The organism is Ruegeria sp. BHSB196, from assembly GCF_059613135.1.
Genome location: NZ_JBXWRY010000002.1, coordinates 50,036 through 73,185, shown reverse-complemented (window position 1 = coordinate 73,185; position 23,150 = coordinate 50,036). Strand labels below are relative to the sequence as shown.

The window sequence follows — 23,150 nt, the reverse complement described above, 5'->3', positions numbered from 1 at the left end:
GAGCGAGGGTAGGCGCGCGGTCAGCGCATTTCGGCCACCTGACGGCCGATCAGCCCCACCACGGTTGTCACCAGTGACGCCGCGGTGCGTGCGCCCATCCCGTCGCGATCCGCCTCGGGCATGAATTCGACCAGATCGAAGCCGGCGATCCGGGCCTTGGCCGCGACACCCCGGATCAACGCCAGCGCCTGGCCGTAGGTCAAGCCACCCGCCGTCGGCGCGATGACGGCCGGCAGGATACTGGGATCGAGCGCATCGCAGTCGAAACAGATCACCACCTGCGACCCATCGGGAATCAGATCCAGGGCCTGTCGCAGACCGCCGTTGTCGAGCTCGTGCGCCGGAACAATGTGAGCACCCCAGTCTCGGGCCGCTTCCAGCGCATCCATCCCCGCCGAGCCGATCCCGCGCGCACCGACCTGCACGATGCGTTCGACATGCCCCATCTCGCTGGCCCGGCGCATGGTCGAACTCAGGCCCATCCGTTCCCCCTGCACTTCGTCGCGCCAGTCGATATGGGCATCGACCTGAAGGATCGTGATCGGGCCTGCCGCTTCAAACGCCTGCAGGAACGGTATCGGCACCGAGTCGTCGCCGCCGAGCAGCACGGGAACGGCGCCCGCGGACACGACCTTGTCCGTCGCTGCGCGGATGTGCGCCCGGTTGCTCGGCGCGTCCGCGGCGTCAACATCGAGATCGCCGGCATCCACCGCCCGGATGCCGGGCGGCAGAATCGGGCCGCCAAGGTCGAAATTCACCTTGCCGGTATCGCCGGCATAGGCCGCCGCCGCTTGCCGGATTGCCGCCGGCCCGCCCGCGCAATAGGCCCCGACCGAGGCATAAGGCGTGGCGCAGTCCGCGCCGAAAATCACGATATCGGCCGCAAGTTCGTCGAACGTGGACCTCGGCAAGCCGAGATACGTACCGGCTTCGCCACCCCCGCCGAACATGTCCTTGAGATCCACCATCCGCGCCGTCCCTTGCCCTTCCGGCTCAGAATGCAGAGCCGGAAGGGCGCGGACAAGAGCTATTGAAAATCCGCCACCGGCTCATGCGCCGCCCTGGCGACAGCCAGCGCCTCGGACAGGTCCACCGTCTTGCGGAACAGGGCCCGCCCGACCAGCGCACCGGAAATGTTATGGATGTAGGCCAGGCGCGAAATGTCATCGACGGTCCGCACGACACCGCTTGCGATCACCGGCGTCTTGGCTGTCGCGGCCAGTCCGGAGATCAGACCCAGCTGCGCCTCGACATCGACCATGTCGCTGTCGATATCGGTCACGATGATCGCGGCGAAGGGCGTATCCGAGAACGCCTCGATGAATGCGTCGGGCGTCCAGGCGCTCTGGCTGCGCCAGCCTTCGGTCATCACGTAGCCCTGCCAGACATCCACCGCCAGCACGATCTGATCCGGATGCAGCTTGGCCAGCTCCTTGACCGTGTGCGGATCGCGCGCGGCATAGGTGCCGACGACGACCCGGCCCGCGCCCTTGTCGATCCAGTATTCGACATTCTCGCGCGTCCGCAGGCCGCCGCCCAATTGCACGGGGATCTCGGCCCGGCGGATGATGGTTTCGATCAGTTCGGCGTTTTCGTGACTGCCTTCGATCGCGTCGAAATCGGTGACGTGAATCCACTCGGCACCCGCCTGTGCCCACGCGCGGGCCGTCTCGACCGGGTCCACGTGCCACAGCATCGCCGAATCCAAACGCCCCTTGTCGAGCGTCACGCACCGCCCCTGTTTCAGTTCCAGCGTGGGATAGATGATCATGAGCCTGTTCCTCCGCTCAATCGCCCTGCAAATCGAGCATACCATAGCGCGAAGCGAGTCGCTCCCATCACTCAGGATCGGCATCGTTTGCGCCATTTGCGGCGCATCCGTCGTTCAAGTGTTTCAGGCTGTCGTCGGCGGGCCGTTCCGGCGAAACAGGAGAACGGGCGTGTCGCGGTACTCGGCCTCGCGCAACAACGTGTAGCCGAGTTTTTCCGCCAGCCGCCGCGACACGTGATTGGCGGCATCGACCAAAGCCACCAGCGGGCCGGGGATGACCCGGTCGAACCAGTCATGCGCGGCCTTCGCCGCCTCGTATCCCAACCCCTGCCCGTGCACCTCGGGCGCCAGAACCCAACCGGCCTCGGGAAAGGTGTCGAAGTCTTCGCCCAGGCACCGGTTGCCATAGAAGAACCCGGCCTGGCCCACCATCCGGCGGTCGGACTGGAGCACCACCGCCCATTGTCCGAACCCTGTCATCTGCCAGTGACCGGCATTGCGCAGAAACGCGTCCCAGGCCTCGCCGCGCGTGCGCGCCGCGCCGCCGACATAGCGAACGACTTCGGGTTCGCACCAGATTTCGGCGAACCGCCGGAAGTCCTCCGGCCGCATGGCGCACAGCGTCAGGCGCGCCGTGTTTATCATCGGGATGGATCGTTTCATGCCCTGCCCGCTCTGATTGTCTTGCCTCGGCAAAAGACTGCCGGGCGCAGAGCGACAGGACAAGGCGGATTTCGTTGGGGCAAAGAAAAACGGCGCTTCCGTTGCCCGGAAGCGCCGTTTATGCGTTCACCGGCCCGTTCAGGAGGCTTCGGTGATGAATTTCACGGCGTCGCCGAAGGTCTGGATGGTCTCGGCCGCATCGTCCGGAATCTCGATGCCGAATTCCTCTTCGAAGGCCATGACCAGTTCAACGGTGTCCAGGCTGTCCGCGCCCAGGTCGTCGATGAAGGACGCGTTTTCGGTCACTTTGTCCTCTTCGACACCCAGGTGCTCAACAACGATCTTTTTCACGCGATCTGCGACGTCGCTCATGTCTTATCCTCATTCCTTCAGGGCGCTCTGCCCGGTTCTGCCCTTGCCCGATCCGGGCGGCTTGGATGTGCCCGTTCCGGGCGGTTTGGATCCCGGATGCCCGGGCCGTTCTGAGCCAATCTTCGAGACCGGCCTGTGCAAACATGCGCCGCCTATAGCACAGACAACGCAAGAGGCAAACGCTTTCCGCCTACGCCCGATTGCGCCTACAACATGGCCATGCCGCCATTCACATGCAAGGTGCTTCCCGTGACATAACCCGCCTCGGGACTGGACAGATACAGGACCGCTGCGGCGACCTCGGTCGGCTCGCCCATGCGGCCCATCGGAACCTTGGCCAGCAGGCCGGCCTTTTGATCTTCGGTCAGGTTTTCGGTCATCGCAGTGGTGATGAAACCGGGCGCAACGGTGTTGACGGTGATTCCCCGCGTCGCCACCTCATGCGCGATGGCCTTGGACAGGCCGACCATGCCGGCCTTGGAGGCGGCATAGTTCGCCTGGCCGGGATTGCCGATCGATCCGACGACGGATGCGATGTTGACGATCCGGCCCCAGCGCGCCTTCATCATGCCGCGCAGCACGCCCCGGCAGAGCCGCATGGTGGCGCTGAGATTCACGTCGATCACGCTGTCCCATTCCTCGTCGGACATCCGCATGAACAGGTTGTCGCGCGTGATGCCGGCATTGTTCACCAGAATGTCCACCGACCCCATGGCCTCGGCCGCCTGCTTGGGCAGCGCCGCGACAGCCGCGGGATCGCTCAGGTTGCAGGGCGTCACATGGGCGCGCGCGCCCAACTTGTCCGCCAGCGCCTGCAGCGGTTCGACCCGCGTTCCCGACAGCGCCACGGTGGCGCCCGCCGCGTGCAGCACCCGGGCGATTTCGCCGCCGATGCCGCCCGAGGCTCCGGTGATCAATGCATTCTTTCCGGTCAAATCAAACATTCGCGTTCCCTTTCCAGGCGCCGGATCACCGCCCGGTCGCCACGTTGTCCTGTTTCGGTCAAGCGTCTTGCTGCGTCACTTTCTGAACGTCGTCAGGGGTTCCGACCGCCTTGGTGGCGATTTCTCGGTCGATCTTGCGGATCATGCCCGAAAGAGCCTTGCCCGCGCCGATTTCCCAGATCTCGGTCACGCCCTGCGCCGCCATGTACTGGACGCTTTCGCGCCACCGGACCGAACCGGTCACCTGCTCGACCAGCATTTGGCGGATCACGCCGGGGTCGGTGACCGCCTGGGCGCGAACATTGGCCACGAGCGGTACAGATGGCGCCTGAATCTCGACGCCTGCCAACGCCTCGGCCATCGCGTCCGCGGCGGGCTGCATCAGCGCACAATGGAACGGCGCGCTGACCGGCAGCATCACTGCGCGCTTGGCCCCCTTGGCCTTGGCGATTTCGGCGGCCCGTTCGACCGCCGCCTTGCTGCCCGACACCACGACCTGAGTCGGGTCATTGTCGTTGGCGGCCTGACAGACCTCGCCCTGCGCCGCTTCTTCGGCCACGGCGCGCACGGCGTCCAGATCGAGCCCGAGAATGGCCGCCATCGCCCCTTCGCCCACCGGCACCGCGCTTTGCATCGCCAGTCCGCGGGTCCGCAGCAACCGCGCCGTATCGGCCACCGACAGGGCACCGGCGGCGGCCAGCGCCGAATACTCGCCCAGAGAGTGACCCGCGACGAAGGCCGCACCGGACACGGAAGCCCCTTCGGTCTCCAATGCCCGCATCGCGGCCATCGAGGTCGCCATGAGCGCGGGCTGCGCGTTCTGCGTCAGCGTCAGTTCTTCGATTTCGCCGTCCCAGATCAACGCGCTCAAGTTCTCGCCCAGCGCCTCGTCCACCTCGTCGAATACGGCACGTGCCGACGGATAGGCGTCAGCCAGCGCCTTGCCCATGCCGATCGTCTGGGCGCCCTGCCCCGGAAAAACGAATGCGGTTGTCATTGCGACCTCTTACCTGACCTTGGGTTGCCGCGCGGTGTAAACTGCCCGGACGCCCGGCACAAGTTCTGCATCCAGACACGACGCCTGTGCGCAAGTTGCACTTGCGCCGATGAAGCCTTCGCATAGGTTTCGCCCAGAGACCCAACCGGGAGCCGACCGTTGCCTGTTTCGAATTCCCAGCGCGCCTATGGCAGCATTGCCAAGACATTTCATTGGCTTACCGCCCTTCTGATTTTCGCGGCGATCCCGTTGGGATGGATCGCGAACGAGCTTGCGCATGACGTCTTCGATCCGGCGGTTCCGACCACCATCGACGACATCAGCCGCGCCGCAACGCTGTTCTCGCTGCACAAGACGGTCGGCGTGACCATCTTTTTCGTGGCGCTCGCCCGAATCCTCTGGGCCCTGATCCAGACCAAACCCGGCCTGCTGAATGCCGGGAACAAGCCCGAAGCCTTTGCCGCCGAGACCGTGCATTGGCTGTTGTACGGATCGCTGGTGCTGGTGCCGCTGACCGGCTGGATCCATCATGCATCGACCGAAGGCTTCGCGCCCATCCTGTGGCCCTTCGGCCAGAACCTGCCCCTGGTGCCGAAATCGACCATGCTTGCCGAAGTGACCAGCGGTCTGCATCTGGTGTTTCTGTGGGTCTTGATCGTCGCGGTGGCCCTGCACGTCGCGGGCGCGCTCAAGCATCACGTGATCGACCGCGACGCGACTCTACGCCGGATGCTGCCCGGCCGCGCCGGTGACTTGCCTGAACCGCCCAGACAAAAGCACAGCCTGCTGCCGGCCGCCGCCGCCGCGGTACTCTGGGTCTCCGCGCTGGGCGTTGGGGCGTGGTTCGGAGCCTATTCGCACGAAAGCGATGCGGCGCAACCCGCTTCGGACCTGGCCGAGGTGCAATCCGGCTGGCAGGTGGAAACCGGGACTCTGGCTATCTCCATCACCCAGATGGGCAACGCGGTTCAGGGTCAGTTCGCCGACTGGACTGCCGCCATCACCTTTGAGGACCGGGCCGACCCCGGTTCCGCCGGATCGGTGGACGTCACGGTTGCGGTCGCCTCACTCACCCTCGGGTCGGTGACGGATCAGGCCAAGGGTGCCGACTTCTTTGATGTGGCGCAGTTTCCGACCGCGCGGTTTCAGGCCGAGATCTTCAAGACCGAAACCGGTTGGGAGGCGCGCGGTCCACTGACCATTCGTGACCGGACTCAGCAAGTGACGCTGCCGTTTTGGCTGGAACTCGACGGCGACACTGCGATCATGGAGGGCCAGATGGATCTCAACCGGATGGATTTCGGGATCGGCGCCAACGTGACCGACGAGGGCGCGTTGCAATCTGGGGTCGCGGTGACGATCGAGCTGACCGCGCAGCGGGTCCGCTGAACGCGAAAACGGCGGCCACCCGGGCCGCCGCGTCGATTGAGATGTGGCCGAACCTAGTCCGCCTTCTGCGCCTCGATCGAGATGGCGACGGCCACCTCGTCGCCGACATAGGGCGCGAACTTGCCCAGATTGAAGTCCGAGCGGACCAATGTGGTGGTGGCGTCGAACCCGGCCCAGGGCTTGCCGGCCATCGGGTGGTCGCCCATCTGGTTCAGCTTGGCATCTAGCACGACCGACTTGGTCACGCCGTTCATGGTCAGATCGCCGGTGATCTTGGCTGTGTCTTCGCCGGTCACTTCGATCCCCGTAGAGGTGAAGGTGATCATGTCCCCCTCGGCGGCGCCGAAGAAATCCTCGGACATGAAATGGTCTTCCCGCTTTTCCCAGCCGGTGAACATCGATACCACCGGCATCGAGACCGTGACGCTTGACGCTTCGGGGTTGTCCTTGTCGAACATGATCTCGCCCTCGAAGCCCGAAAACATGCCCGTCGTCGTCGAAAAGCCCAGGTGGTCATAGGAAAAGACGACCTGGCTGTGGCTGGAATCCAGGACGTATTTTTCCGGATTGGCCATCGCGACCGACGCGGCGCCGATCAGGGTTGCGGCAAGGAAAGTGGTTTTCATGTGCTCTGCTCCACAAATAGATTGCAAGCGGCCGGTCCTGACCGCGCAACAAAAGAAATGTGCCGCCAAAAGGCGGCACGCAATCTTCGTTTGCTCACAGAATATGTTGGCAGATGAACAGCGGCGTCATGCCGTTACGGACATCGACTTGCTCAGCTGCCCCTTCAGCGCCCGTGCAACTTCGGCCGAGTCCAGCGGCAGCTTCATCAGCAGGCTGCCGTCGAGGTCGAACAGCTCGACCTGGCGGTCGGTGAAGCGGGCGCCGCCGAGGGTTTCGTAGCTGCGGCGCAAGACGGTGTGCGGGCGGCCCTTTTCGTTCTTCTGCAGCACCCGAACCTCGCGGCGGATCGGGTCGAAATAGGCGTCCGGCCGGTTGTTGACGTGCTTGAGCGTCAGCAGGCCGACGCCAAAGGCCAGCACCAGGATCGACGGCGCCGCCTTGAAGGGCAGGATTTCCCATTCAAAGGATGCGCCGGGCAGGAACCAGAGCGCCAGGACGCTCAGGATCATCAGGATCCCGACGGACTTGATCAGGACCATGCGCGCCCGCCAGTTCGGAGCGAAGGCGATCTTGACCGGGACGGATTGCTCAAAGACCGGAGTAGCGGCCGACGGCTGATAAGTGTTGGTGTTGATCGCGGTCATGTTCTGCGTCCTTACGGCGAAGTTACTCTTCTGAGGTTCAACTCGTGGTAGCCAGAACTTCGGCGGCAAAAGCGTCAGCATTTGGGCAGGCACGGGGAAATTGGGCGGCACCTTGGTGACATCATTCTGGACTTGCCCGCGGCGCTCAAACGTGTATATGGGGCCATCCTTTCGCAAAGCTTTGTGAACCGCGCAGCCTCTCGTGGCAGGGTCGCGAAAGGGTTTTGACCCCGCCTTTGAAATGCGCCTCGACAGAAACAGGAGTAAACATGCCGCTTTACGAGCATGTCATGATCGCGCGTCAGGATCTTTCCAACGCGCAGGCCGAGGGCCTCATCGAACATTTCGGCACCATACTCGCGGACAACGGCGGCAAGGTCGTCGACAGCGAGTACTGGGGCGTCAAGACGATGGCCTACAAGATCAACAAGAACCGCAAGGGTCACTATGCCTTCCTGAAGACCGACGCCCCCGCCGGCGCGGTTCAGGAAATGGAACGTCTGATGCGCCTGCATGACGACGTGATGCGCGTTCTGACCATCAAGGTCGATGGGCACGAGGACGGCCCGTCGGTCCAGATGCAGAAGCGCGACGACCGCGAACCGCGCCGCGAGCGTCGGGCGTAACCCAGAGGAAGGAGAATAAACCATGGCTGCAAAACCGTTTTTCCGCCGCCGCAAGGTCTGCCCCTTCTCGGGAGATAACGCGCCCAAGATCGACTACAAGGACACCCGTCTGCTGCAGCGCTACATTTCCGAGCGCGGCAAGATCGTTCCTTCGCGCATCACCGCCGTTTCGGCCAAGAAGCAGCGTGAACTGGCCCGCGCCATCAAGCGCGCCCGCTTTCTCGCCCTGCTGCCCTATGCCGTGAAGTAAGGAGAGACTGACATGCAAGTTATCCTTCTGGAACGTGTCGCGAAACTGGGTCAGATGGGCGATGTCGTCGATGTCAAACCCGGCTTTGCGCGCAACTACCTGCTGCCGCAGGGCAAGGCGCTGAGCGCATCCGAAGCCAACATCGCTTCTTTCGAAGCCCAGAAAGCGCAGCTCGAAGCGCGCAACCTGGAAACCCGGAAAGAAGCCGAGGCCCTGGCCGAGAAGCTGGACGGCCAGCAATTCATCGTGATTCGCTCGGCATCCGAAGCTGGCGCGCTCTACGGTTCGGTCACGCCGCGCGATGCGGCCGACGCCGCGACCGAAGCGGGCTTTTCGGTGGACAAGAAGCAGATTGCGCTGATCGCACCGATCAAGGAACTGGGCCTGCACTCGGTGACGGTCAATCTGCATCCCGAAGTCGCGGTGGAAATCAAGCTGAACGTCGCCCGTTCGCAAGAGGAAGCCGAGCTTCAGGCCTCGGGCAAGTCCATCCAGGAACTGGCCGCCGAGGAAGAGGCCGCCGCGGAATTCGAGATTGCCGAATTGTTCGACGACATCGGCTCGGCCGCGTCGGAAGACCAGGAACTGGCCGCCGTGGCTGGCGAAGAGACTGCAGCGGACGAAGAGTCGGACGACACCAAGTCCTGAGTCCGGACCGATGTGAAATACGGGCCGCGCAGTTCCTGCGCGGCCTTTTCTTGTTCGCGCAAGGGTTGCATCGGCGGATTTCGGCAAGGCGTGTCCTCAAGGTTTGCGGCTTGGCCCAGCGCCGACTATACACGTCGGCAGGACGGAGGTGCCCGATGCCAAACCTGACACGCCGGACTTTGATTGTCGCCCTTGGGGCAGCGGCAGTTTCCGCCTGCGCCCGCAGGGACGATCGACTGAGCAGCCGAAATGCGCAATTCGATCCCCCGCTCTATCCCAATGAAACGCCGGAACTGCGCCAGCTCATCAACAAATGGGCCGATCATTACGAACTGCCGCGCGAACTGGTTCACAAGCTGGCCATCCGCGAAAGCACACACCGTCCCTGGGCAGTCAACCGCCCCTATTATGGCCTTCTGCAAATCCTGCCGGCGACCGCGCGTTCGATGGGGTATCGCGGTACGCCCGACGGTCTGCTGGATGCAGACACCAACCTGAAATATGCCGGAAAATACCTGCGCGGCGCATGGATGCTGGCTGATGGAGACCAGCAACGCGCGATATTTCTCTACGCAAAAGGCTACTATCCCGAGGCAAAAAAGCGGGGAATGCTTGTCGAAACCGGGTTGAGAAAGTCCTGAAACCCGTCGCCGGCCCTACAATTCGACAAATCGGCCACAGCAAGCGGCACCAGATTTCGACGGTTTTCGGTAATTCGTGCTAGATATTTGTGGCGCGGCAGGGTTAGACTTGTTCATGAAACAATCAAGCAACAGGCTGCTCCAATCGTTAACTTCATTGGCTTGTCACATACGATAAAGTATGGTGTTCTGACATCTGTCGCAGTTAAACAGGCATCGCGCGACCTTATAGGGCTATTGCAGCACGCAAAACCAAGTTCACGCCCACGGTTGTGTTGGTAACGGCCAATGGAAATAATTGATCTCAGCACGCTGCCTCAGCCGGAAGAAGCTCAGTATACTGAGTTTCTCAAGCAGATTTGCGACAAATTCGAAATGGATCATGCAGCCTATGCCGGCATCAACCCGACGGCGGGATCCATTCACGGCCACGTCACCTATGGTGACGACTGGAAGTCCCATTATCAGGAGCAGGGCTTTCACCTGATCGACCCGACCCTGCACATGAGCCGGCGCAGCATCGCCCCGGTCGACTGGAGTCGCCTGGAGCGCAGCGAAGAGTTCCAGAAGGTGTTCCGCGATGCCGGCGATTTCGGAATCTGCGATCAGGGCATCACCATTCCGGTACGCGGACCCTATGGGGATGTCGGCTTGCTGAGCGCAACCCGTGATTGCACCCGCGAGGAATGGAACAAGCTGATCGGCCATGTGATCAGCGACCTGCAATCGATGGCGGTTCACATCCATGACTCGGTGATGACATCCGACGCGCTGACGCGGGTTCTGTATCATCCGACGCTGTCCAGCCGCGAGATCGAGATCCTGCAATGGGTCGCTGCCGGCAAGTCCCAGCAGGATATCGGCGACATCCTGTCCATCTCGCACCGCACCGTCGAGGTGCATCTGCGCTCGAGTCGCGAGAAGCTGAGCGCCCTGACCACGCCTCAGGCCGTCGGCCGAGCCATCGGAATCGGCCTTATCTATCCCGGATAACGCCTGGTAACCCTCTAAAAAGTCGCAGAATACGGGAAATCCCCAATAGTCTCAGTTTCAAAGTTGGGTAACCATGTGTTCACGGACATTCACTCGAAGGGGGAAATCATGATCATCGTAATCGACGCCTTGAACAAGCATATGTTCGGCGATGTGCTGGACGATATGTTCGAATTGCGCGCCCGTGTCTTTGGCGGGCGTCTCGGATGGGACGTGAAGATCGAGGACGGCAAGGAGATCGACGACTTCGATCATCTCGACCCGGCTTATGTGGTCGGGCTCGACGATGATGGGAACGTCGTCGCCGCCGTCCGCGCCTTGCAGACGACCGGCCCACACATGTTGTCGGACGTGTTCCACGCGATCCTCGACGGCGAACCGCCCCTGCGCAGCGCAACGATATGGGAATCCACTCGTTTCTGTGTCGATACGCAGCGGTTGAACCGGGGCAAGGACAAGAACTCCGTATCCTACGCCACATGCGAACTCATGATCGGGTCGCTGGAATTCGCGCGCAGGGCCGGGATCAAGGACATCATCACCGTGATCGACCCGGTGATGGATCGTGTGTTGAAACGGTCGAACAACGCGCCCTACGGCTACGTCGGCAAGACCGTTCCGATGGGCAAGGTGGCCGCCCTGGCGGCGCTGCTGGATTGCACGAAAGAGCGGATCGCGGGCGTGCGGGATTTCTCGGGCATCACGCATGACGTGTTCCTGGAAGAAAGCGAAGCCCTCGCCCTGGTCGAACGCAGGAAGGCCCTGCAGGCCGCTGCACATCCGGCCAACCAGGATCACAAGCCACTCAGCACGCTCGAGAGGTATTTTGTCGAACAGATGCAATCGGCCAGAACCGAAAAAGAGGTGCAGGCCGTGCTGGATCTGATCGAAGCCCTCTCGGATACCTTCACGCCAGAGCAGAAATTCGCTCTGAAACAGACCCCCCGTGCTTTTGCTCATGAGGCCTGACCCCCTCACCTCCTGAGTTCAAAAGCCACCCAGGCGGAGCTGCCGCCCCTACCCGGCGGCTCCGCTTCCTACCCCCGTGCTTTTGCCTGCGAGGCCTGACCCCCTCATCTCGCGGGACCAAAAGCCACTCAGGCGGAACTGTCGCATTTCCGGCAGTTCCGCCCCTGATACCCGACGCTTTTGACTGCGTGGACATCCCCCTCGCCGCGCAAGTTCAGAAGCCACAAGGGCGAAGCTGCTGACCGGCCAGCGGCTTCGCCTTTTTCTTCTCCGGCATCACGCAGAGACCGAGGATGAAAAACCGGAGCCGCCATGTCCGATGGCAGCTCCGGCTCCTGGTTCAGTTCCGGCGCGGGTCGGATGCCCGTCTATTCGTCTTCCAATGCGTCAACGGCCTTTTTCAGGTCGTCCTTGCTGGCCTCTTTTTCCGTCACGTTGGCCAGCTCAAACACATAGTCCACGACCTTGTCTTCGAAGATCGGCGCGCGCAACTGCTGCTGCATCTGCGGGTTTTTCTGGACGAATTCGAAGAACTGGCGTTCCTGTCCCGGGTACTGCCGTGCCTGCCCCATGATCGCCTGGGTCATCTCGGCATCGGTCACTTCGACTTCGGCCTTCTGGCCCAGATCCGCCAGCAGCAGGCCCAGACGCACGCGGCGCTCGGCCAGCTTGGTGTGCTCTTCCGTCGGTTCGATCTCGCCGTGGTTGTGATCGGTCACTTCCGGATTTTCCTCGTGCCACAGCTGATGTGCGATCTGCTTGGCCTCGGCCTCGACCAGCGATGGCGGCAGGTCGAAGGACACCTTTTCGTCCAGCGCATCAAGCAGGCCGCGCTTCATCACCGCGCGGGCGGCGCCGACATATTCGGCCTCCAGGCGCTCGGTGATCTGCGCCTTCAGCGCGGCCAGATCCTCGGCACCGAATTTCTTGGCAAGCTCGTCGTTGATCTCGGCCGCGACGGGTTCCTTCACCTCTTTCACGGTGCAGGTGAACACGGCCTCCTTGCCGGCCAGGTGTTCGGCGCCGTACTCCTCGGGGAACGACACCGTCACGTCCTTGACCTCTTCGGCCTTCACGCCGACCAGCTGATCCTCGAAACCGGGGATGAAGCTGTTGGAGCCCAGGACAAGCGGGTAATCCTCGGCCGAGCCGCCGTCGAAAGGCTCACCGTCGATCTTGCCGACGAAGTCGATCACGACCTGATCGCCGTCCTTGGCCTTGGACCCCTTGCGCCGCGCCTTGAAATCCTGGGCGGTTTCCGCGAGGTTCTCGAGCGCCTCGTTCACGGCGGCCTCGTCGGCCTTGACCACCAGCTTTTCCAGCTCGATCGACTTCAGGTCGACCTCGGGGATCTCGGGCAGCTTCTCATAGCTCATCTCGACGTGAACGTCGTCGCCTTCCTTCCAGTCCTCGTTGGTCATCTTGACCTCGGGCTGCAACGCCGGACGGTCGCCGCTGTCCTCGAAATGCTTGTTCATGGCGCCGTCGATGGTTTCCTGCATGGCTTCGCCCAGCAGACGCTGGCCGAACTGCTTCTTCAGCAGCGCCATCGGCACCTTGCCCTTCCGGAAACCCTTCATCTCGATTTCGGGCTGAGCCTCGGTCAGCTTCTCGTTCACCTTGTCGTCCAGTTCGGCCGCGGTGACGGTGATGTTGTAGCTGCGTTTCAGACCTTCGTTCAGAGTCTCGGTTACCTGCATTATGGCATTCCCCATAGGATTCGGGGCGCGCGAGACCGCGCGCCGGGCAAATTTGACGCCTTCTATTTGCCCTGTCGTCCCGGTGCAAGGGGCATCTTGGGCGCGACCTTCGATTGCCGGTGTCCGGGACGAAAAAACGCCCCGGTTGAACCGGGGCGTCCATCATCGCGCGGAACCACAGATCAGAATTTCCAGAGCGCGCCCAGAACCCAAGTGTCGTTCTTCTGGAACCCGGTGGTGCCATCGTCAAAGTCGTGATTGCGGTATTTCAGGTAGGCGTCGGTATTGAGGCTGTCGATCCTCTGCACCAAAGCAATGCCCCACACCTTGGTGTCCGAGCCGTCGTTCTCGAAATCGGCGCCGCTGTAGTAATCGACACCGATACCGGTCTTGCCCCACGAGACCCAGTCGCCCTCATAGGCGACCTTGCCGTACCAGTAGCTGGGATCGCTGGCCCCTGCACGCTCGTCATCTCGGGTTCCGCCCGCGACGGTAAAGCTCAGGCCGCTCGGCAGCAGGACCGAGGCCGACCCGATCGTGTCCTTGCGGTCGCCCGAATTGTCGTCGCGGTCCCGAACGGCATAGGCCACGCCGGCCGCGAATTCGGCACCGCCGGCAAAGGTGTTTTCGTAGAACAGGCCGACATCGTAGTAGGTGTCGTCATCGCTGGACGACAGGATGTTCTTGCCCCAGGCGATACCGGCAGAGAACCCGTTAAAGCTGGGCGTGTCATAGCGGATACGGCCGCGGCGTGACCCGTCAAAGTTGCTGGTGGAGTCGCCGATTGTGATGCCGCTCAGCATCCCGCCGAACTCCCGGTAGAAGAAGCCCAGGTTTTCGTCCGCGGTGAACGAGTACAGCGTGGTGCCGACATAGGACAGGTCAACCTCGGAAGCGCCATCCGAAACCATGCTGCCCTGACCGGTATACGCCTTGCCCCAATCGCCTTCGAGAGTGAAATCGACAAAGCGGATTTCCGAACGAGACCAGCCGTCGAAGTCGGTGCCCAGCTGGTTCCAGTGCGAGGAGCCCGGAAGACCAAGGCCGGTCTCGAAGCGGAACTGGAACTCGTTCGCGCCGAAGGGCTGCATGAGCCGCATCCCGACACGGCTGTTGGACAGGTCGTTGTCCAGCACACGGGTGTCGGTTTCCTGCCCGTCATCGACGGAAATGAGCGCCGGGTGCAGTTGCCCGTAGAGCAGGACATAGCCGCCCGTGTCGTTCTCGTATTTCAGCTCGGCCGCAGCGGGGATGGCCGTGGTGGCCGCCAGCACCGCGGCCAGTGAACGAATGCGCAAAGTCGGTTTCATCAGTCTCACCATGAAAATTCAGGTTTCGTGGGCACGAAAAAGATGTGTGCAGCTGCAGAAAGTACCAGCGTTTGGTCCGATGTACCGGGCAACCATGACAATTCGGCAACAGGCCAATTCGCGGCCAGTACTCGAAAACACTTGAATGCAGCGACATGGCCGGGATTCGCCGATGTCTCGGCTGATCGGAGCAAGAAAATTCTGCCCAGAAACCTGTGCGATACGCAAATAGCCGCTATGCATTTTTTTGAAAACTCGGCGGCATGTCGCCGACCCGTTTGCAAGAGGACCGATCCCGTCGCGAATTCCCCAAGGATTTCCCGAATGCGGCACCTCAACTCTATCCTGCTGGAACTCATGCCATCAATCTCCGGACCTCGGCGCGCCGCGCAGGCGCGCAATCCGGTCCATTGGGCCGCGCCCGTTCGCCGCCGCATGGCTTGGGCGACCAGAAAAGACTTGCGATTTCCGTAACGTGCGGGAACACTGAAAGTCTGTACTTTGGATCGAACGAATTGACGATCGAACCGAATTCCGAACGGTCGCCGCTCGACAGCGGCAACGGCCCAAGAACCAGAAAAATCTCACACGCATATTTTGATAGGGAGAATGGCTTTATGGCTGGAACAGGACTTCGAAAACTTCTGTCCGCGGGATGCCTCATACTTGGTTTTGTTGCAGGACCACTGGCCGCACAGGACAGCAGCGCATCTTCGGACAAGCCCAACATCCTCGTGATTTGGGGCGACGATGTCGGACAATCCAACATCTCCGCCTATACGATGGGCCTTGTCGGGTACCGCACGCCCAATATCGACCGGATCGCCAAGGAAGGCATCATCTTCACCGACTACTACGGCGAGCAATCCTGCACCGCCGGCCGGTCGTCCTTCATCACCGGCCAATCGGTGTTCCGCACGGGCCTGTCGAAAGTGGGCATGCCAGGCGCGGAGCAAGGCATGCAGATCGAGGATCCCACCATCGCGGGCCTGCTCAAGGCGCAGGGCTATGCTACTGCCCAGTTCGGCAAGAACCACCTCGGCGACCGCGACGAGCACCTGCCCACCAATCACGGCTTCGACGTGTTCTTCGGCAACCTCTATCACCTCAACGCCGAGGAAGAGCCCGAGAACGAGGACTATCCGCAGAGCGCCGAGTTCCGCGAGCGTTTCGGGCCGCGCGGCGTGATCCGCTCCTCCGCGGATGGCGCCATCGAGGATACCGGCCCGCTCACGCGCCAGCGCATGGAAACGGTCGACGATGAAACCGTCGCCGCCGCGCTCGACTGGATTCGGACGCAGCACGAACAGGGCAACACCTGGTTCTGCTGGTGGTCGGGAACACGGATGCACTTCCGCACCCATGTCAGCGACGAGCGCCGGCAGATGGCCAACGAGACGGTGGGCAAGCATGTCGACGAATATGCGGCGGGCATGATCGAGCACGACATGCATATCGGCCAATTCCTCGACCTTCTCGACGAGCTCGGCATCGCCGAGAACACCATCGTGCACTACTCGACCGACAACGGCCCCCACATGAACACCTGGCCCGATGCCGCCCAGACGCCGTTCCGCGGCGAGAAGAACACCAACTGGGAAGGCGGCTGGCGCGTGCCCTCGATGGTGCGCTGGCCGGGCAAGTTCGAAGCGGGCCGCATCTCCAACAACATCATGCACCACATGGACTGGCTGCCGACCTATCTTGCGGCGGCGGGCCGTCCGACCGTCAAGGAGGAACTGCTCGACGGCATCACCGTTGCCGAGGTCGGCGGCGGGCGCGACTATCGCGTGCATCTCGATGGCTACAACTTCCTGCCCTACCTGCTGGGCGAAGAGGAAACGTCGCCCCGCCGGGAGATCTTCTACTTCTCCGATGACGGCGACCTGACGGCGCTGCGCTATGACGACTGGAAGGCGGTCTTCCTCGAGCATCGGTTCCCGCAGACGCTGCGCGCCTGGGCCGAACCCTGGACCGAGCTTCGGATCCCGCTGCTGTTCCACCTCCGCCGCGATCCCTATGAGCGGTCGCAGATCACGTCGAACACCTATTACGACTGGTATATCGACCGTGCCTATGTGCTTCTGCCGGCGGCCGACTACGTGGGACAGTTCCTCGCGACCTTCGAGGAGTACCCGCCGCGTCAGGCACCCGGCAGCTTCACGATCGGCAACGCGAGGGACATGATCCTGTCCAACGTCGGCGGCCAATAAGGCTGGCACGCTTCCCGTCCTCTCCGGCCCGGCCGGGGAGGACACACCGGAACATCGCATCGGATCATTGAGACCACATGACGGACCAGACCCCGCACGCCCGTGTGCAAGACCTCGTGACCCGCATGCAGGGCGCGATCATCGGCCAGACCCAGGTCATCGAACGGCTGATCATCGGCCTTCTGGCCAATGGCAACCTTCTGGTCGAGGGACTGCCGGGCCTGGCCAAGACCCGCGCGATCAAGGCGCTTGCGAAGAACCTCGAGTGCGACTTTTCCCGCATCCAGTTCACGCCTGACCTGCTTCCGTCCGACGTGACCGGTACCGAAGTCTATTATCAGGCAGATGCCGGTGGGCAGTTCCGGTTCGAGCCCGGACCGATCTTCGCCAACATCGTTCTGGCGGACGAGATCAATCGTGCTCCGGCCAAGGTGCAGGCCGCGTTGCTCGAAGCCATGGAGGAAAGGCAGGTCACGGTGGCCGGCAAGACTCACACCATGCCGCCGCTGTTCATGGTGATGGCGACCCAGAACCCCATCGAGCAGGAAGGAACCTATCCCCTGCCCGAGGCCCAGATGGACCGGTTTCTGATGCATGTGAACATCAACTACCCACCGGTCGAGGATGAGGTTGAAGTCATCCGACTTGTCCGGGGCGAGGAACAAGCCGCGCTGGCCGAGACCGCTGGCGGCGGGGCCTCCGGTGCCAAGCCCGAGGCGGTGCCTCAGGACGCCGTTTTCGCCGCCCGCCGCGAAATCGCCGCGCTGCACGTGTCGGACGCGATGGAGAGGTACATGGCCGACCTCGTGAACGCGACGCGCGTGCCGGAGCAGTTCGGGGACGACCTGAAACGCTGGATCGAGGTTGGCGCCAGCCCGCGCGCCAGCCTGGCGCTGGACAAATGTGGGCGCACCCATGCCTGGCTTGCCGGGCGGGACTATGTCGATCCCGAGGACGTGCGCGCCATCGCGCCGGACGTGCTGCGCCACAGGTTGGGCCTGAGCTACGAGGCGCAGGGCGAAGGGGTCGCCCCCGATCAGGTGACGGCCGAGATCATCCGGCAGGTGGCCCTGCCGTAAGGAGGAGGAGATGGCGCGGGACAGGGCAGCCCGGATCAGAACCGGCACGATGCCACGAACCGGAACCGCCGAAAGCGGTGACGCGCGCATACATGTCACGCTGCCCCATCTTCGCGCGCTCGAAAGCCGCGCCCGCAGCCTCAGCTTCATGCCCCGTCAGCCCGCGCGTTCGGTTCTGAACGGGCGGCACGCCTCGCGCCTGCGGGGGCGCGGCCTGAACTTCGAGGAACTGCGCGAATACCTGCCGGGCGACGACATCCGCGCGATCGACTGGAAAGTGACCGCGCGCACCGGCACGCCGCATGTGCGGGTGATGACCGAGGAACGCGACCGGCCCGCCCTGATCGCCGTGGATCAGCGGATGTCGATGTTCTTCGGCTCGGTTCTGAACATGAAATCCGTCACCGCCGCCGAAGCCGCGGCGCTTGCCGCCTATCGCATCCTCGATCAGGGGGACCGCGTGGGCGGCATCGTGTTCGGCGACGAGCGGATCGCCGAGATCCGGCCGCAACGCAGCCGCGTGGCATTGAACCGGTTTCTGACCGCCCTGGCCGACGCCAACAGCCTGCTTCATGCCGAGGTGCCGCCGGTCGAGGCGCCTGTGTCGCTGACCCGCATCCTGCGCGCGGTCGCGCGGATCGCACCGCGCAACCACCTGATCATCGTGCTGAGCGACTTCGACGTGATCGACGCGGAGACCGAAAAACTGGTTTCGGGCCTGTCGCGGCACAACGACCTGATCCTGGGGCTGGTCAGCGATCCGATGGCCGACAACCTGCCCGCCGGGTTGAAACTGGTGGTGTCCGACGGCGCGCTTCAGGCGGAGATCGACACTGGCGACGCCATCAGCCATACCCGCCTTCAGGACATGGCGCGCGGCAGGCTGGCGCAGGTCATGGACTGGCAGCGCCGCTTTGGCGTTCCCGTGCTGCCCCTGACCTCGGCCGAAGAAACGCTGCCGCAGCTCAGGCGCCTGATGGGGTTGGGCCCGGCATGAGTACGCAGACGGAAACACCAGACACCACCAGTCTGGTCGGATTGATCGACCGGCTTGTCGAACCGCCCCCGCCCGAGCCTGTGTCGATGGTTCCCCAGACCGCCGGCTGGGTCATGCTGGGAGCCGTCTTGGTGCTGATGCTCGCGGCGGCCGCTTGGAAATGGCTTCACGTCTGGCGCGCAAACGCCTATCGGCGCGCGGCCCTGGTGGCGCTCGATGCCGCTGGCGACGACCCGGCCGAGATCGCGACGGTCCTGCGACGGGCCGCCCTGGCCGCCTGGCCGCGTAGCGAGGTTGCAGAGCTGTCGGGTGCGGACTGGCTGGCCTTTCTGAACCGCACGGGCGGCAAGACCCTGTTTGCGGGACGTGACGGTGAAATGCTGGTCACAGCGCCGTATTCGACAGCGCGTGTCCCAGCCCCGCCGGACTTGCGGCATGCGGCCCGCGACTGGATCCGGTCGCATCGCTCGTCACGGAGCGAGGATCCCGGATGATTTCGCTCGCTTTCCCCTGGGCGTTCGCTCTGCTGCCCCTGCCCCTGTTGATCTGGTGGCTGGTTCCGCCACATCGCGAAAGAACGCCAGCCCTGCGCTTTCCGTTCTTCCGGCGGATCGCCGAGGCTGCGGGGGCGGAACCCCGCGCCGGTGCGGTCATCCTGTCCCGCACGCGCCTGCAGATGGCGGCGGCAATTCTGGTCTGGCTGCTGGCAATCCTGGCGCTGGCGCGGCCGGACCGGGTGGGCGCACCCGTGGAAGTCACCAAATCCGCCCGCGACCTGATCCTGGCCGTCGATATTTCCGGCTCCATGGACCAGCGGGATTTCCTTGCGCCGGACGGCACCCGCCTGCAGCGGCTGGAGGGTGTGCGCGGCGTGGTTCAGGAGTTTGTCGCCGGGCGCGAAGGGGACCGCATGGCCCTGATCGTGTTCGGCACCAAGGCTTATATCCAGGCGCCGCTGACCGAAGACCTGGCGACGATCTCGGACCTGCTGGACCGGACCGAGGTCGGCATGGCCGGGCCGCATACCGCGCTGGGCGACGCCATCGGCCTGTCCATCCGCACCTTCGAAAACAGCGGCATAGAACAGCGTCTTCTCATCCTGATGTCGGATGGTGGCGACACGTCAAGCCGGATGAGCCCGATCAATGCGGCCGAGATCGCCAAGGGCGAAGGCGTCGAGATCTTCACCATCGCCGTGGGCGATCCCGAGGCGACCGGCGAAAACCGCGTGGACATCCCGACCCTGACCGAAATCGCCGCGCGCACCGGCGGCGAGACCTTCTACGCCAATGAGGAGGCGGCGCTGTCCGAAATCTATGCCCGCATCGACGCGCTCGCCCCGCGCGAAACCGAAACACTGTCCTATCGGCCCCGGCAATCTCTGGCGTGGATCCCTCTGGCCGCCGCACTGGCCATCAGCCTGGCGACCCTGGCCATTCTGACGATCCAGTCGCAGCGGAGGCGGCGGGCATGACCGGGTTCAGCGCCTTTCTGTCCGCCTTCCACTTTCTGCGGCCGTGGATCCTGCTGGCGCTGCCCGTCATCATGTATCTGTGGTGGCGCGTGCGCCGGGGATCGGCGCGCGACGGCTTGCCCCGGACCGGGATGGCCACGCATCTGCGGGATGCCCTGACCATCGGCGCGACACACAGACTGAGAGTGCGCCCGATCGATGCGGTGGCGCTGGCCCTTGCCTGCGCGGCCATCGGGGCGGCAGGACCGACATGGTCGCGCATTCCGAACCCGCTGATTGCGCAATCGGCACCGGCCGTCGTGGTGCTCGAGGTCACGCCCTCGATGCAGGACACCGACATAGCCCCATCCCGGCTGGAACGCGGCAAGCAGAAGATCCGGGACTTTCTGGATCTGCGCGCGGGTGCCCGAACCGCTCTGGTCGCCTATTCCGGCACGTCCCATCTGGTCGTGCCCATGACCGAGGATCCCGCCGTCGTGGTGCCCTATCTCGAAGGGCTGACGCCAGACGTGATGCCCAAGGACGGGACGCAGGCGGCCGCCGCCCTGGCGCTGGCCGAACAGCTGCTGTCATCGGAAGACGTGCCCGGTGGCATCCTGTTCGTGACCGACGGCATCGACCCGGCCGATGTAGCCGCGCTGGATGCGTCCGGACAGTCCGTCGCGATCCTGTCGATGCTGCCTGCGGGCACACGCGACCGTGGCATCGACGCCTTCTCCGGCCCGGTGGTTTCGGTCACACCGGACACCAGCGATCTGCACCAGATCGACCGGCTTTTGAATGCCGCGTTCCGTCAGGCGATGCTGGAAAACTCCGATCAGCCATGGGACGATCGCGCCCATTGGCTTGCCTGGCCTCTCGCCCTCTTGACCCTGCTCTGGTTCCGGCGCGGCTGGACCATGCGCTGGGCGGTGGTTGCGGTGGGGGTCGCGCTTGGTGGCGTTCCGTCCGGAGCAAGAGCCGAAGGGCTGGCGGATTGGTTCCTGACGCCGGACCAACAAGGCCAGATCGCGTTCAACCGCAAGAACTACGCCGAGGCCGCCGAGCGATTCACCGACCCGCTTTGGCGTGGCTATGCGCTCTACAAGAGCGGCCAATACGAGGAGGCGGTCGAGGTTCTCGACCGGGTGGACAGCGCGCAGGCCGCCTTCATCCAGGGCATGGCCCACATCAAGTCGCGCGGCTACCGGGACGGCGTGCGCGCGTTCGAGACGGCGCTCGAACGCGATCCGGACTATCCCGGAGCGCAGGAAAACCTCGAAACGGCGCAGGAGATCGTTGAATATGTCGAAAGCGTACGCGAGCAATCCGATACCGGAGAGGAAAGCGGCATCGGCGCCGATGAGGTCGTATTCGACAACGAGGCCGCGCGCGGCGCCGAAACCGAGATCGATGCCGAACAGGATCCGGTCGACAGCGGGTTGATGACCGCCGAGCACTGGATGAACACGGTCGATACCCGCACCGGGGATTTCCTTCGGCAACGCTTTGCGCTAGAGGCCAGCCTCGGCACCCAGTCGGCCGGCAACGAGGCCGAACAGAACGACGCAGGAGACTCCCAATGAGACACCTGCTTGCGGTGCCCGCGCTGCTATTGCTTGCCTGCACGTCCGTTTTCGCGCAGGGCGAAACCGGCACAAGTCCGTTTTTGCGGACCGAATTCGAGCAAACCGAGGCCATCCCCGGCCAGCCACTGAGCCTGCGGCTGACGGTCATGGTGCCCACCTTCATGCCGAACCCACCGGTATGGCCGAGTTTCGAGATGCCCAATCTGATGGTGCGGCTGCCAGAGCGGTCCACCAACCCGACCAGCGAGACAATCGATGGCCGGACCTGGTCGGGCATAACCCGCCACTACCGCCTGTCTCCGATGGTCCCGGGCGAATTCGACCTTCCGCCTCAGCTCGTCACCGTCACCTATGCCGATCCGGACACAAACGCCCCCACGCGGATCGACCTGCGAACCGAGCCGATCGCGTTCCGGGGCGTCCTGCCGGAAGGGGCCGAAGGGCTCGATCCATTCATTGGCGCGACAGATCTGACGCTCGACCAATCCATCGAAGGCGATCCGGCAAACATGGTTCCCGGCCAAAGCGTGACCTGGACCGTTACCGCATCGGTGCAGGGCCTTTCGCCGATGTTTCTGCCCGAGCTGCTGCCTCGGCCTGAAATTCCAGGACTCGCCATCTATCCCGACGAACCGGTGCTGGAGGAACACAGCGACCGCGGCCTGCTGTCCGGAACCCGCCGCGAACGCCTGACGCTGGTGGCCGAGGGCGGCGGTTCAGGTGAGATGCCGGGCATCGAGGTCTCGTGGTACGATCTGGAAAACGGTCAGGTCGAAACCGCGTCGCTGCCCGGCTTCGGCGTCAACATCGCCGGGCCGCCGGCCGGAGCCGACCGGCCCGCGCATTGGCGCTTTCTGGCCTGGATCGTCGCCGGAGCGGCCACGGTGGTCGCCGCCGCCTTGCTGGGGCGCAGGTTCGGGTCCGGCCTTCGCGACCGCATGGACGCCGCGCGGGAAAAACGCCGTGCTTCCGAGCGCTATGCTTATCGTGCGTTGATGCAGGTTGTCCGCCGCAAGGACCATGCCGCGCTCCACGCGGCGCTGGCAAACTGGACCAGCCGTCTGCCGGCCGGGTCGGACCCCCGCGGCGATCCCGACGTACAAACGGCTCTGCTGCGCCTCGGCGCAAGCCGGTATGGCCACGCCGCCGGTGATGCCGATGAGGATCCGGCCTGGCGCGATCTCGCGCTTGCCTTGCCCAAGACACGCCGCCGATCCGACAAGCACAGCAGCGTCCCCGCCCTGCCCCCGCTCAATCCCGGCGTGTAGATCGGTC

24 protein-coding genes are annotated in these 23,150 nt (G+C 63.6%); 14 read left to right on the top strand and 10 right to left on the bottom strand.

The annotated features are described in order from the left end of the window. Positions 1–20: 20 nt before the first annotated feature. From AC2FNJ_RS02000 to fabD, 6 genes are all read right to left on the bottom strand, one after another. Positions 21–968 (bottom strand): arginase family protein, encoded by a 948-nt coding sequence (locus AC2FNJ_RS02000; protein WP_496762004.1) that lies wholly within the window; start codon positions 966–968, stop codon positions 21–23. A gap of 59 nt (positions 969–1,027) precedes the next feature. Next, a complete protein-coding gene (locus AC2FNJ_RS01995; protein ID WP_496762003.1) occupies positions 1,028–1,771 on the bottom strand; it encodes a 1-(5-phosphoribosyl)-5-[(5-phosphoribosylamino)methylideneamino]imidazole-4-carboxamide isomerase in 744 nt (247 codons plus the stop codon). 123 nt (positions 1,772–1,894) lie between these two features. Beyond that, positions 1,895–2,434: a GNAT family N-acetyltransferase gene (locus AC2FNJ_RS01990; RefSeq protein WP_496762001.1), complete on the bottom strand. Its 540-nt coding sequence runs from the start codon at positions 2,432–2,434 to the stop codon at positions 1,895–1,897. Between the two features lie 138 nt (positions 2,435–2,572). Continuing rightward, positions 2,573–2,806, bottom strand: coding sequence for an acyl carrier protein (locus AC2FNJ_RS01985; protein ID WP_028091986.1), 234 nt, complete (start codon positions 2,804–2,806; stop codon positions 2,573–2,575). A 206-nt stretch (positions 2,807–3,012) separates the two neighbouring features. Further along, on the bottom strand, positions 3,013–3,750 hold the full coding sequence (gene fabG / locus AC2FNJ_RS01980) for a 3-oxoacyl-[acyl-carrier-protein] reductase (RefSeq protein WP_496761999.1): 738 nt from the start codon (positions 3,748–3,750) through the stop codon (positions 3,013–3,015). 58 nt (positions 3,751–3,808) lie between these two features. Beyond that, positions 3,809–4,747, bottom strand: coding sequence for an ACP S-malonyltransferase (gene fabD / locus AC2FNJ_RS01975; protein ID WP_496761998.1), 939 nt, complete (start codon positions 4,745–4,747; stop codon positions 3,809–3,811). A gap of 159 nt (positions 4,748–4,906) precedes the next feature. Here fabD and AC2FNJ_RS01970 point away from each other — a divergent pair, with 159 nt between their 5' ends. Continuing rightward, on the top strand, positions 4,907–6,136 hold the full coding sequence (locus AC2FNJ_RS01970; protein WP_496761996.1) for a cytochrome b/b6 domain-containing protein: 1,230 nt from the start codon (positions 4,907–4,909) through the stop codon (positions 6,134–6,136). 53 nt (positions 6,137–6,189) lie between these two features. On the opposite strand, the gene AC2FNJ_RS01965 is transcribed toward AC2FNJ_RS01970, so the two are convergent. Beyond that, entirely contained in the window at positions 6,190–6,762 is a 573-nt protein-coding gene (locus tag AC2FNJ_RS01965; protein WP_496761995.1) for a YceI family protein, read from the bottom strand. Between the two features lie 126 nt (positions 6,763–6,888). After that, complete coding sequence (locus AC2FNJ_RS01960; protein ID WP_496761993.1) at positions 6,889–7,407, bottom strand: hypothetical protein; 519 nt, start codon at positions 7,405–7,407, stop codon at positions 6,889–6,891. 269 nt (positions 7,408–7,676) lie between these two features. On the opposite strand from AC2FNJ_RS01960, the gene rpsF reads away from it, so the two are divergent. From rpsF to AC2FNJ_RS01930, 6 genes are all read left to right on the top strand, one after another. After that, a complete protein-coding gene (rpsF, locus tag AC2FNJ_RS01955) occupies positions 7,677–8,033 on the top strand; it encodes a 30S ribosomal protein S6 (protein WP_496761992.1) in 357 nt (118 codons plus the stop codon). Between the two features lie 22 nt (positions 8,034–8,055). Beyond that, entirely contained in the window at positions 8,056–8,283 is a 228-nt protein-coding gene (gene rpsR / locus AC2FNJ_RS01950) for a 30S ribosomal protein S18 (RefSeq protein ID WP_005982441.1), read from the top strand. Between the two features lie 12 nt (positions 8,284–8,295). Beyond that, entirely contained in the window at positions 8,296–8,931 is a 636-nt protein-coding gene (rplI, locus tag AC2FNJ_RS01945; RefSeq protein WP_496761990.1) for a 50S ribosomal protein L9, read from the top strand. A 155-nt stretch (positions 8,932–9,086) separates the two neighbouring features. Continuing rightward, positions 9,087–9,572 carry a transglycosylase SLT domain-containing protein gene (locus AC2FNJ_RS01940; protein ID WP_496761988.1) on the top strand — a complete coding sequence of 162 codons (486 nt, stop codon included), beginning with the start codon at positions 9,087–9,089 and terminating at the stop codon, positions 9,570–9,572. A 288-nt stretch (positions 9,573–9,860) separates the two neighbouring features. Continuing rightward, on the top strand, positions 9,861–10,565 hold the full coding sequence (locus AC2FNJ_RS01935; protein ID WP_496761986.1) for a LuxR family transcriptional regulator: 705 nt from the start codon (positions 9,861–9,863) through the stop codon (positions 10,563–10,565). Positions 10,566–10,673: 108 nt separating this feature from the next. Continuing rightward, positions 10,674–11,534 carry an acyl-homoserine-lactone synthase gene (locus AC2FNJ_RS01930; RefSeq protein ID WP_496761984.1) on the top strand — a complete coding sequence of 287 codons (861 nt, stop codon included), beginning with the start codon at positions 10,674–10,676 and terminating at the stop codon, positions 11,532–11,534. Between the two features lie 368 nt (positions 11,535–11,902). Here AC2FNJ_RS01930 and tig read toward each other — a convergent pair whose 3' ends face one another. After that, positions 11,903–13,234 carry a trigger factor gene (tig, locus tag AC2FNJ_RS01925; RefSeq protein ID WP_496761982.1) on the bottom strand — a complete coding sequence of 444 codons (1,332 nt, stop codon included), beginning with the start codon at positions 13,232–13,234 and terminating at the stop codon, positions 11,903–11,905. 182 nt (positions 13,235–13,416) lie between these two features. Beyond that, a complete protein-coding gene (locus AC2FNJ_RS01920; protein ID WP_496761980.1) occupies positions 13,417–14,544 on the bottom strand; it encodes a porin in 1,128 nt (375 codons plus the stop codon). 617 nt (positions 14,545–15,161) lie between these two features. Here AC2FNJ_RS01920 and AC2FNJ_RS01915 point away from each other — a divergent pair. The 7 genes from AC2FNJ_RS01915 (at position 15,162) to AC2FNJ_RS01885 (ending at position 23,143) form a co-directional block, all read left to right on the top strand. After that, complete coding sequence (locus AC2FNJ_RS01915; RefSeq protein WP_496761978.1) at positions 15,162–16,757, top strand: arylsulfatase; 1,596 nt, start codon at positions 15,162–15,164, stop codon at positions 16,755–16,757. A 77-nt stretch (positions 16,758–16,834) separates the two neighbouring features. Further along, entirely contained in the window at positions 16,835–17,836 is a 1,002-nt protein-coding gene (locus AC2FNJ_RS01910) for an AAA family ATPase (RefSeq protein ID WP_496761976.1), read from the top strand. 10 nt (positions 17,837–17,846) lie between these two features. Beyond that, positions 17,847–18,833, top strand: a complete 987-nt coding sequence (locus tag AC2FNJ_RS01905; RefSeq protein WP_496761974.1) for a DUF58 domain-containing protein — start codon at positions 17,847–17,849, stop codon at positions 18,831–18,833. Further along, a complete protein-coding gene (locus tag AC2FNJ_RS01900; RefSeq protein WP_496761972.1) occupies positions 18,830–19,327 on the top strand; it encodes a DUF4381 domain-containing protein in 498 nt (165 codons plus the stop codon). The genes AC2FNJ_RS01905 and AC2FNJ_RS01900 overlap by 4 nt, the downstream gene beginning before the upstream one ends. Beyond that, positions 19,324–20,307, top strand: a complete 984-nt coding sequence (locus AC2FNJ_RS01895; RefSeq protein ID WP_496761970.1) for a VWA domain-containing protein — start codon at positions 19,324–19,326, stop codon at positions 20,305–20,307. Before AC2FNJ_RS01900 ends, AC2FNJ_RS01895 begins: the two co-directional genes overlap by 4 nt. Further along, the gene (locus tag AC2FNJ_RS01890; RefSeq protein WP_496761969.1) at positions 20,304–21,872 is read left to right on the top strand and encodes a VWA domain-containing protein; all 1,569 of its coding nucleotides are present in this window, start codon (positions 20,304–20,306) and stop codon (positions 21,870–21,872) included. The genes AC2FNJ_RS01895 and AC2FNJ_RS01890 overlap by 4 nt, the downstream gene beginning before the upstream one ends. Then, positions 21,869–23,143 carry a hypothetical protein gene (locus AC2FNJ_RS01885; protein WP_496761967.1) on the top strand — a complete coding sequence of 425 codons (1,275 nt, stop codon included), beginning with the start codon at positions 21,869–21,871 and terminating at the stop codon, positions 23,141–23,143. Before AC2FNJ_RS01890 ends, AC2FNJ_RS01885 begins: the two co-directional genes overlap by 4 nt. The last annotated feature ends 7 nt before the right edge of the window (positions 23,144–23,150 follow it).

Excerpts from the sequence above, each read along its gene's own strand:
- AC2FNJ_RS01900 (WP_496761972.1), top strand. The coding sequence starts at position 18,830 with ATGAGTACGCAGACGGAAACACCAGACACCACCAGTCTGGTCGGATTG.
- fabG (WP_496761999.1), bottom strand. The coding sequence starts at position 3,750 with ATGTTTGATTTGACCGGAAAGAATGCATTGATCACCGGAGCCTCGGGC.
- AC2FNJ_RS01930 (WP_496761984.1), top strand. The coding sequence starts at position 10,674 with ATGATCATCGTAATCGACGCCTTGAACAAGCATATGTTCGGCGATGTG.
- AC2FNJ_RS01990 (WP_496762001.1), bottom strand. The coding sequence starts at position 2,434 with ATGAAACGATCCATCCCGATGATAAACACGGCGCGCCTGACGCTGTGC.
- rpsF (WP_496761992.1), top strand. The coding sequence starts at position 7,677 with ATGCCGCTTTACGAGCATGTCATGATCGCGCGTCAGGATCTTTCCAAC.
- AC2FNJ_RS01905 (WP_496761974.1), top strand. The coding sequence starts at position 17,847 with ATGGCGCGGGACAGGGCAGCCCGGATCAGAACCGGCACGATGCCACGA.
- AC2FNJ_RS01985 (WP_028091986.1), bottom strand. The coding sequence starts at position 2,806 with ATGAGCGACGTCGCAGATCGCGTGAAAAAGATCGTTGTTGAGCACCTG.
- rpsR (WP_005982441.1), top strand. The coding sequence starts at position 8,056 with ATGGCTGCAAAACCGTTTTTCCGCCGCCGCAAGGTCTGCCCCTTCTCG.
- AC2FNJ_RS01920 (WP_496761980.1), bottom strand. The coding sequence starts at position 14,544 with ATGAAACCGACTTTGCGCATTCGTTCACTGGCCGCGGTGCTGGCGGCC.
- AC2FNJ_RS02000 (WP_496762004.1), bottom strand. The coding sequence starts at position 968 with ATGGTGGATCTCAAGGACATGTTCGGCGGGGGTGGCGAAGCCGGTACG.
- AC2FNJ_RS01915 (WP_496761978.1), top strand. The coding sequence starts at position 15,162 with ATGGCTGGAACAGGACTTCGAAAACTTCTGTCCGCGGGATGCCTCATA.
- AC2FNJ_RS01910 (WP_496761976.1), top strand. The coding sequence starts at position 16,835 with ATGACGGACCAGACCCCGCACGCCCGTGTGCAAGACCTCGTGACCCGC.
- AC2FNJ_RS01885 (WP_496761967.1), top strand. The coding sequence starts at position 21,869 with ATGAGACACCTGCTTGCGGTGCCCGCGCTGCTATTGCTTGCCTGCACG.
- AC2FNJ_RS01895 (WP_496761970.1), top strand. The coding sequence starts at position 19,324 with ATGATTTCGCTCGCTTTCCCCTGGGCGTTCGCTCTGCTGCCCCTGCCC.
- AC2FNJ_RS01995 (WP_496762003.1), bottom strand. The coding sequence starts at position 1,771 with ATGATCATCTATCCCACGCTGGAACTGAAACAGGGGCGGTGCGTGACG.
- AC2FNJ_RS01940 (WP_496761988.1), top strand. The coding sequence starts at position 9,087 with ATGCCAAACCTGACACGCCGGACTTTGATTGTCGCCCTTGGGGCAGCG.
- AC2FNJ_RS01965 (WP_496761995.1), bottom strand. The coding sequence starts at position 6,762 with ATGAAAACCACTTTCCTTGCCGCAACCCTGATCGGCGCCGCGTCGGTC.
- rplI (WP_496761990.1), top strand. The coding sequence starts at position 8,296 with ATGCAAGTTATCCTTCTGGAACGTGTCGCGAAACTGGGTCAGATGGGC.
- AC2FNJ_RS01960 (WP_496761993.1), bottom strand. The coding sequence starts at position 7,407 with ATGACCGCGATCAACACCAACACTTATCAGCCGTCGGCCGCTACTCCG.
- fabD (WP_496761998.1), bottom strand. The coding sequence starts at position 4,747 with ATGACAACCGCATTCGTTTTTCCGGGGCAGGGCGCCCAGACGATCGGC.
- AC2FNJ_RS01935 (WP_496761986.1), top strand. The coding sequence starts at position 9,861 with ATGGAAATAATTGATCTCAGCACGCTGCCTCAGCCGGAAGAAGCTCAG.
- tig (WP_496761982.1), bottom strand. The coding sequence starts at position 13,234 with ATGCAGGTAACCGAGACTCTGAACGAAGGTCTGAAACGCAGCTACAAC.
- AC2FNJ_RS01890 (WP_496761969.1), top strand. The coding sequence starts at position 20,304 with ATGACCGGGTTCAGCGCCTTTCTGTCCGCCTTCCACTTTCTGCGGCCG.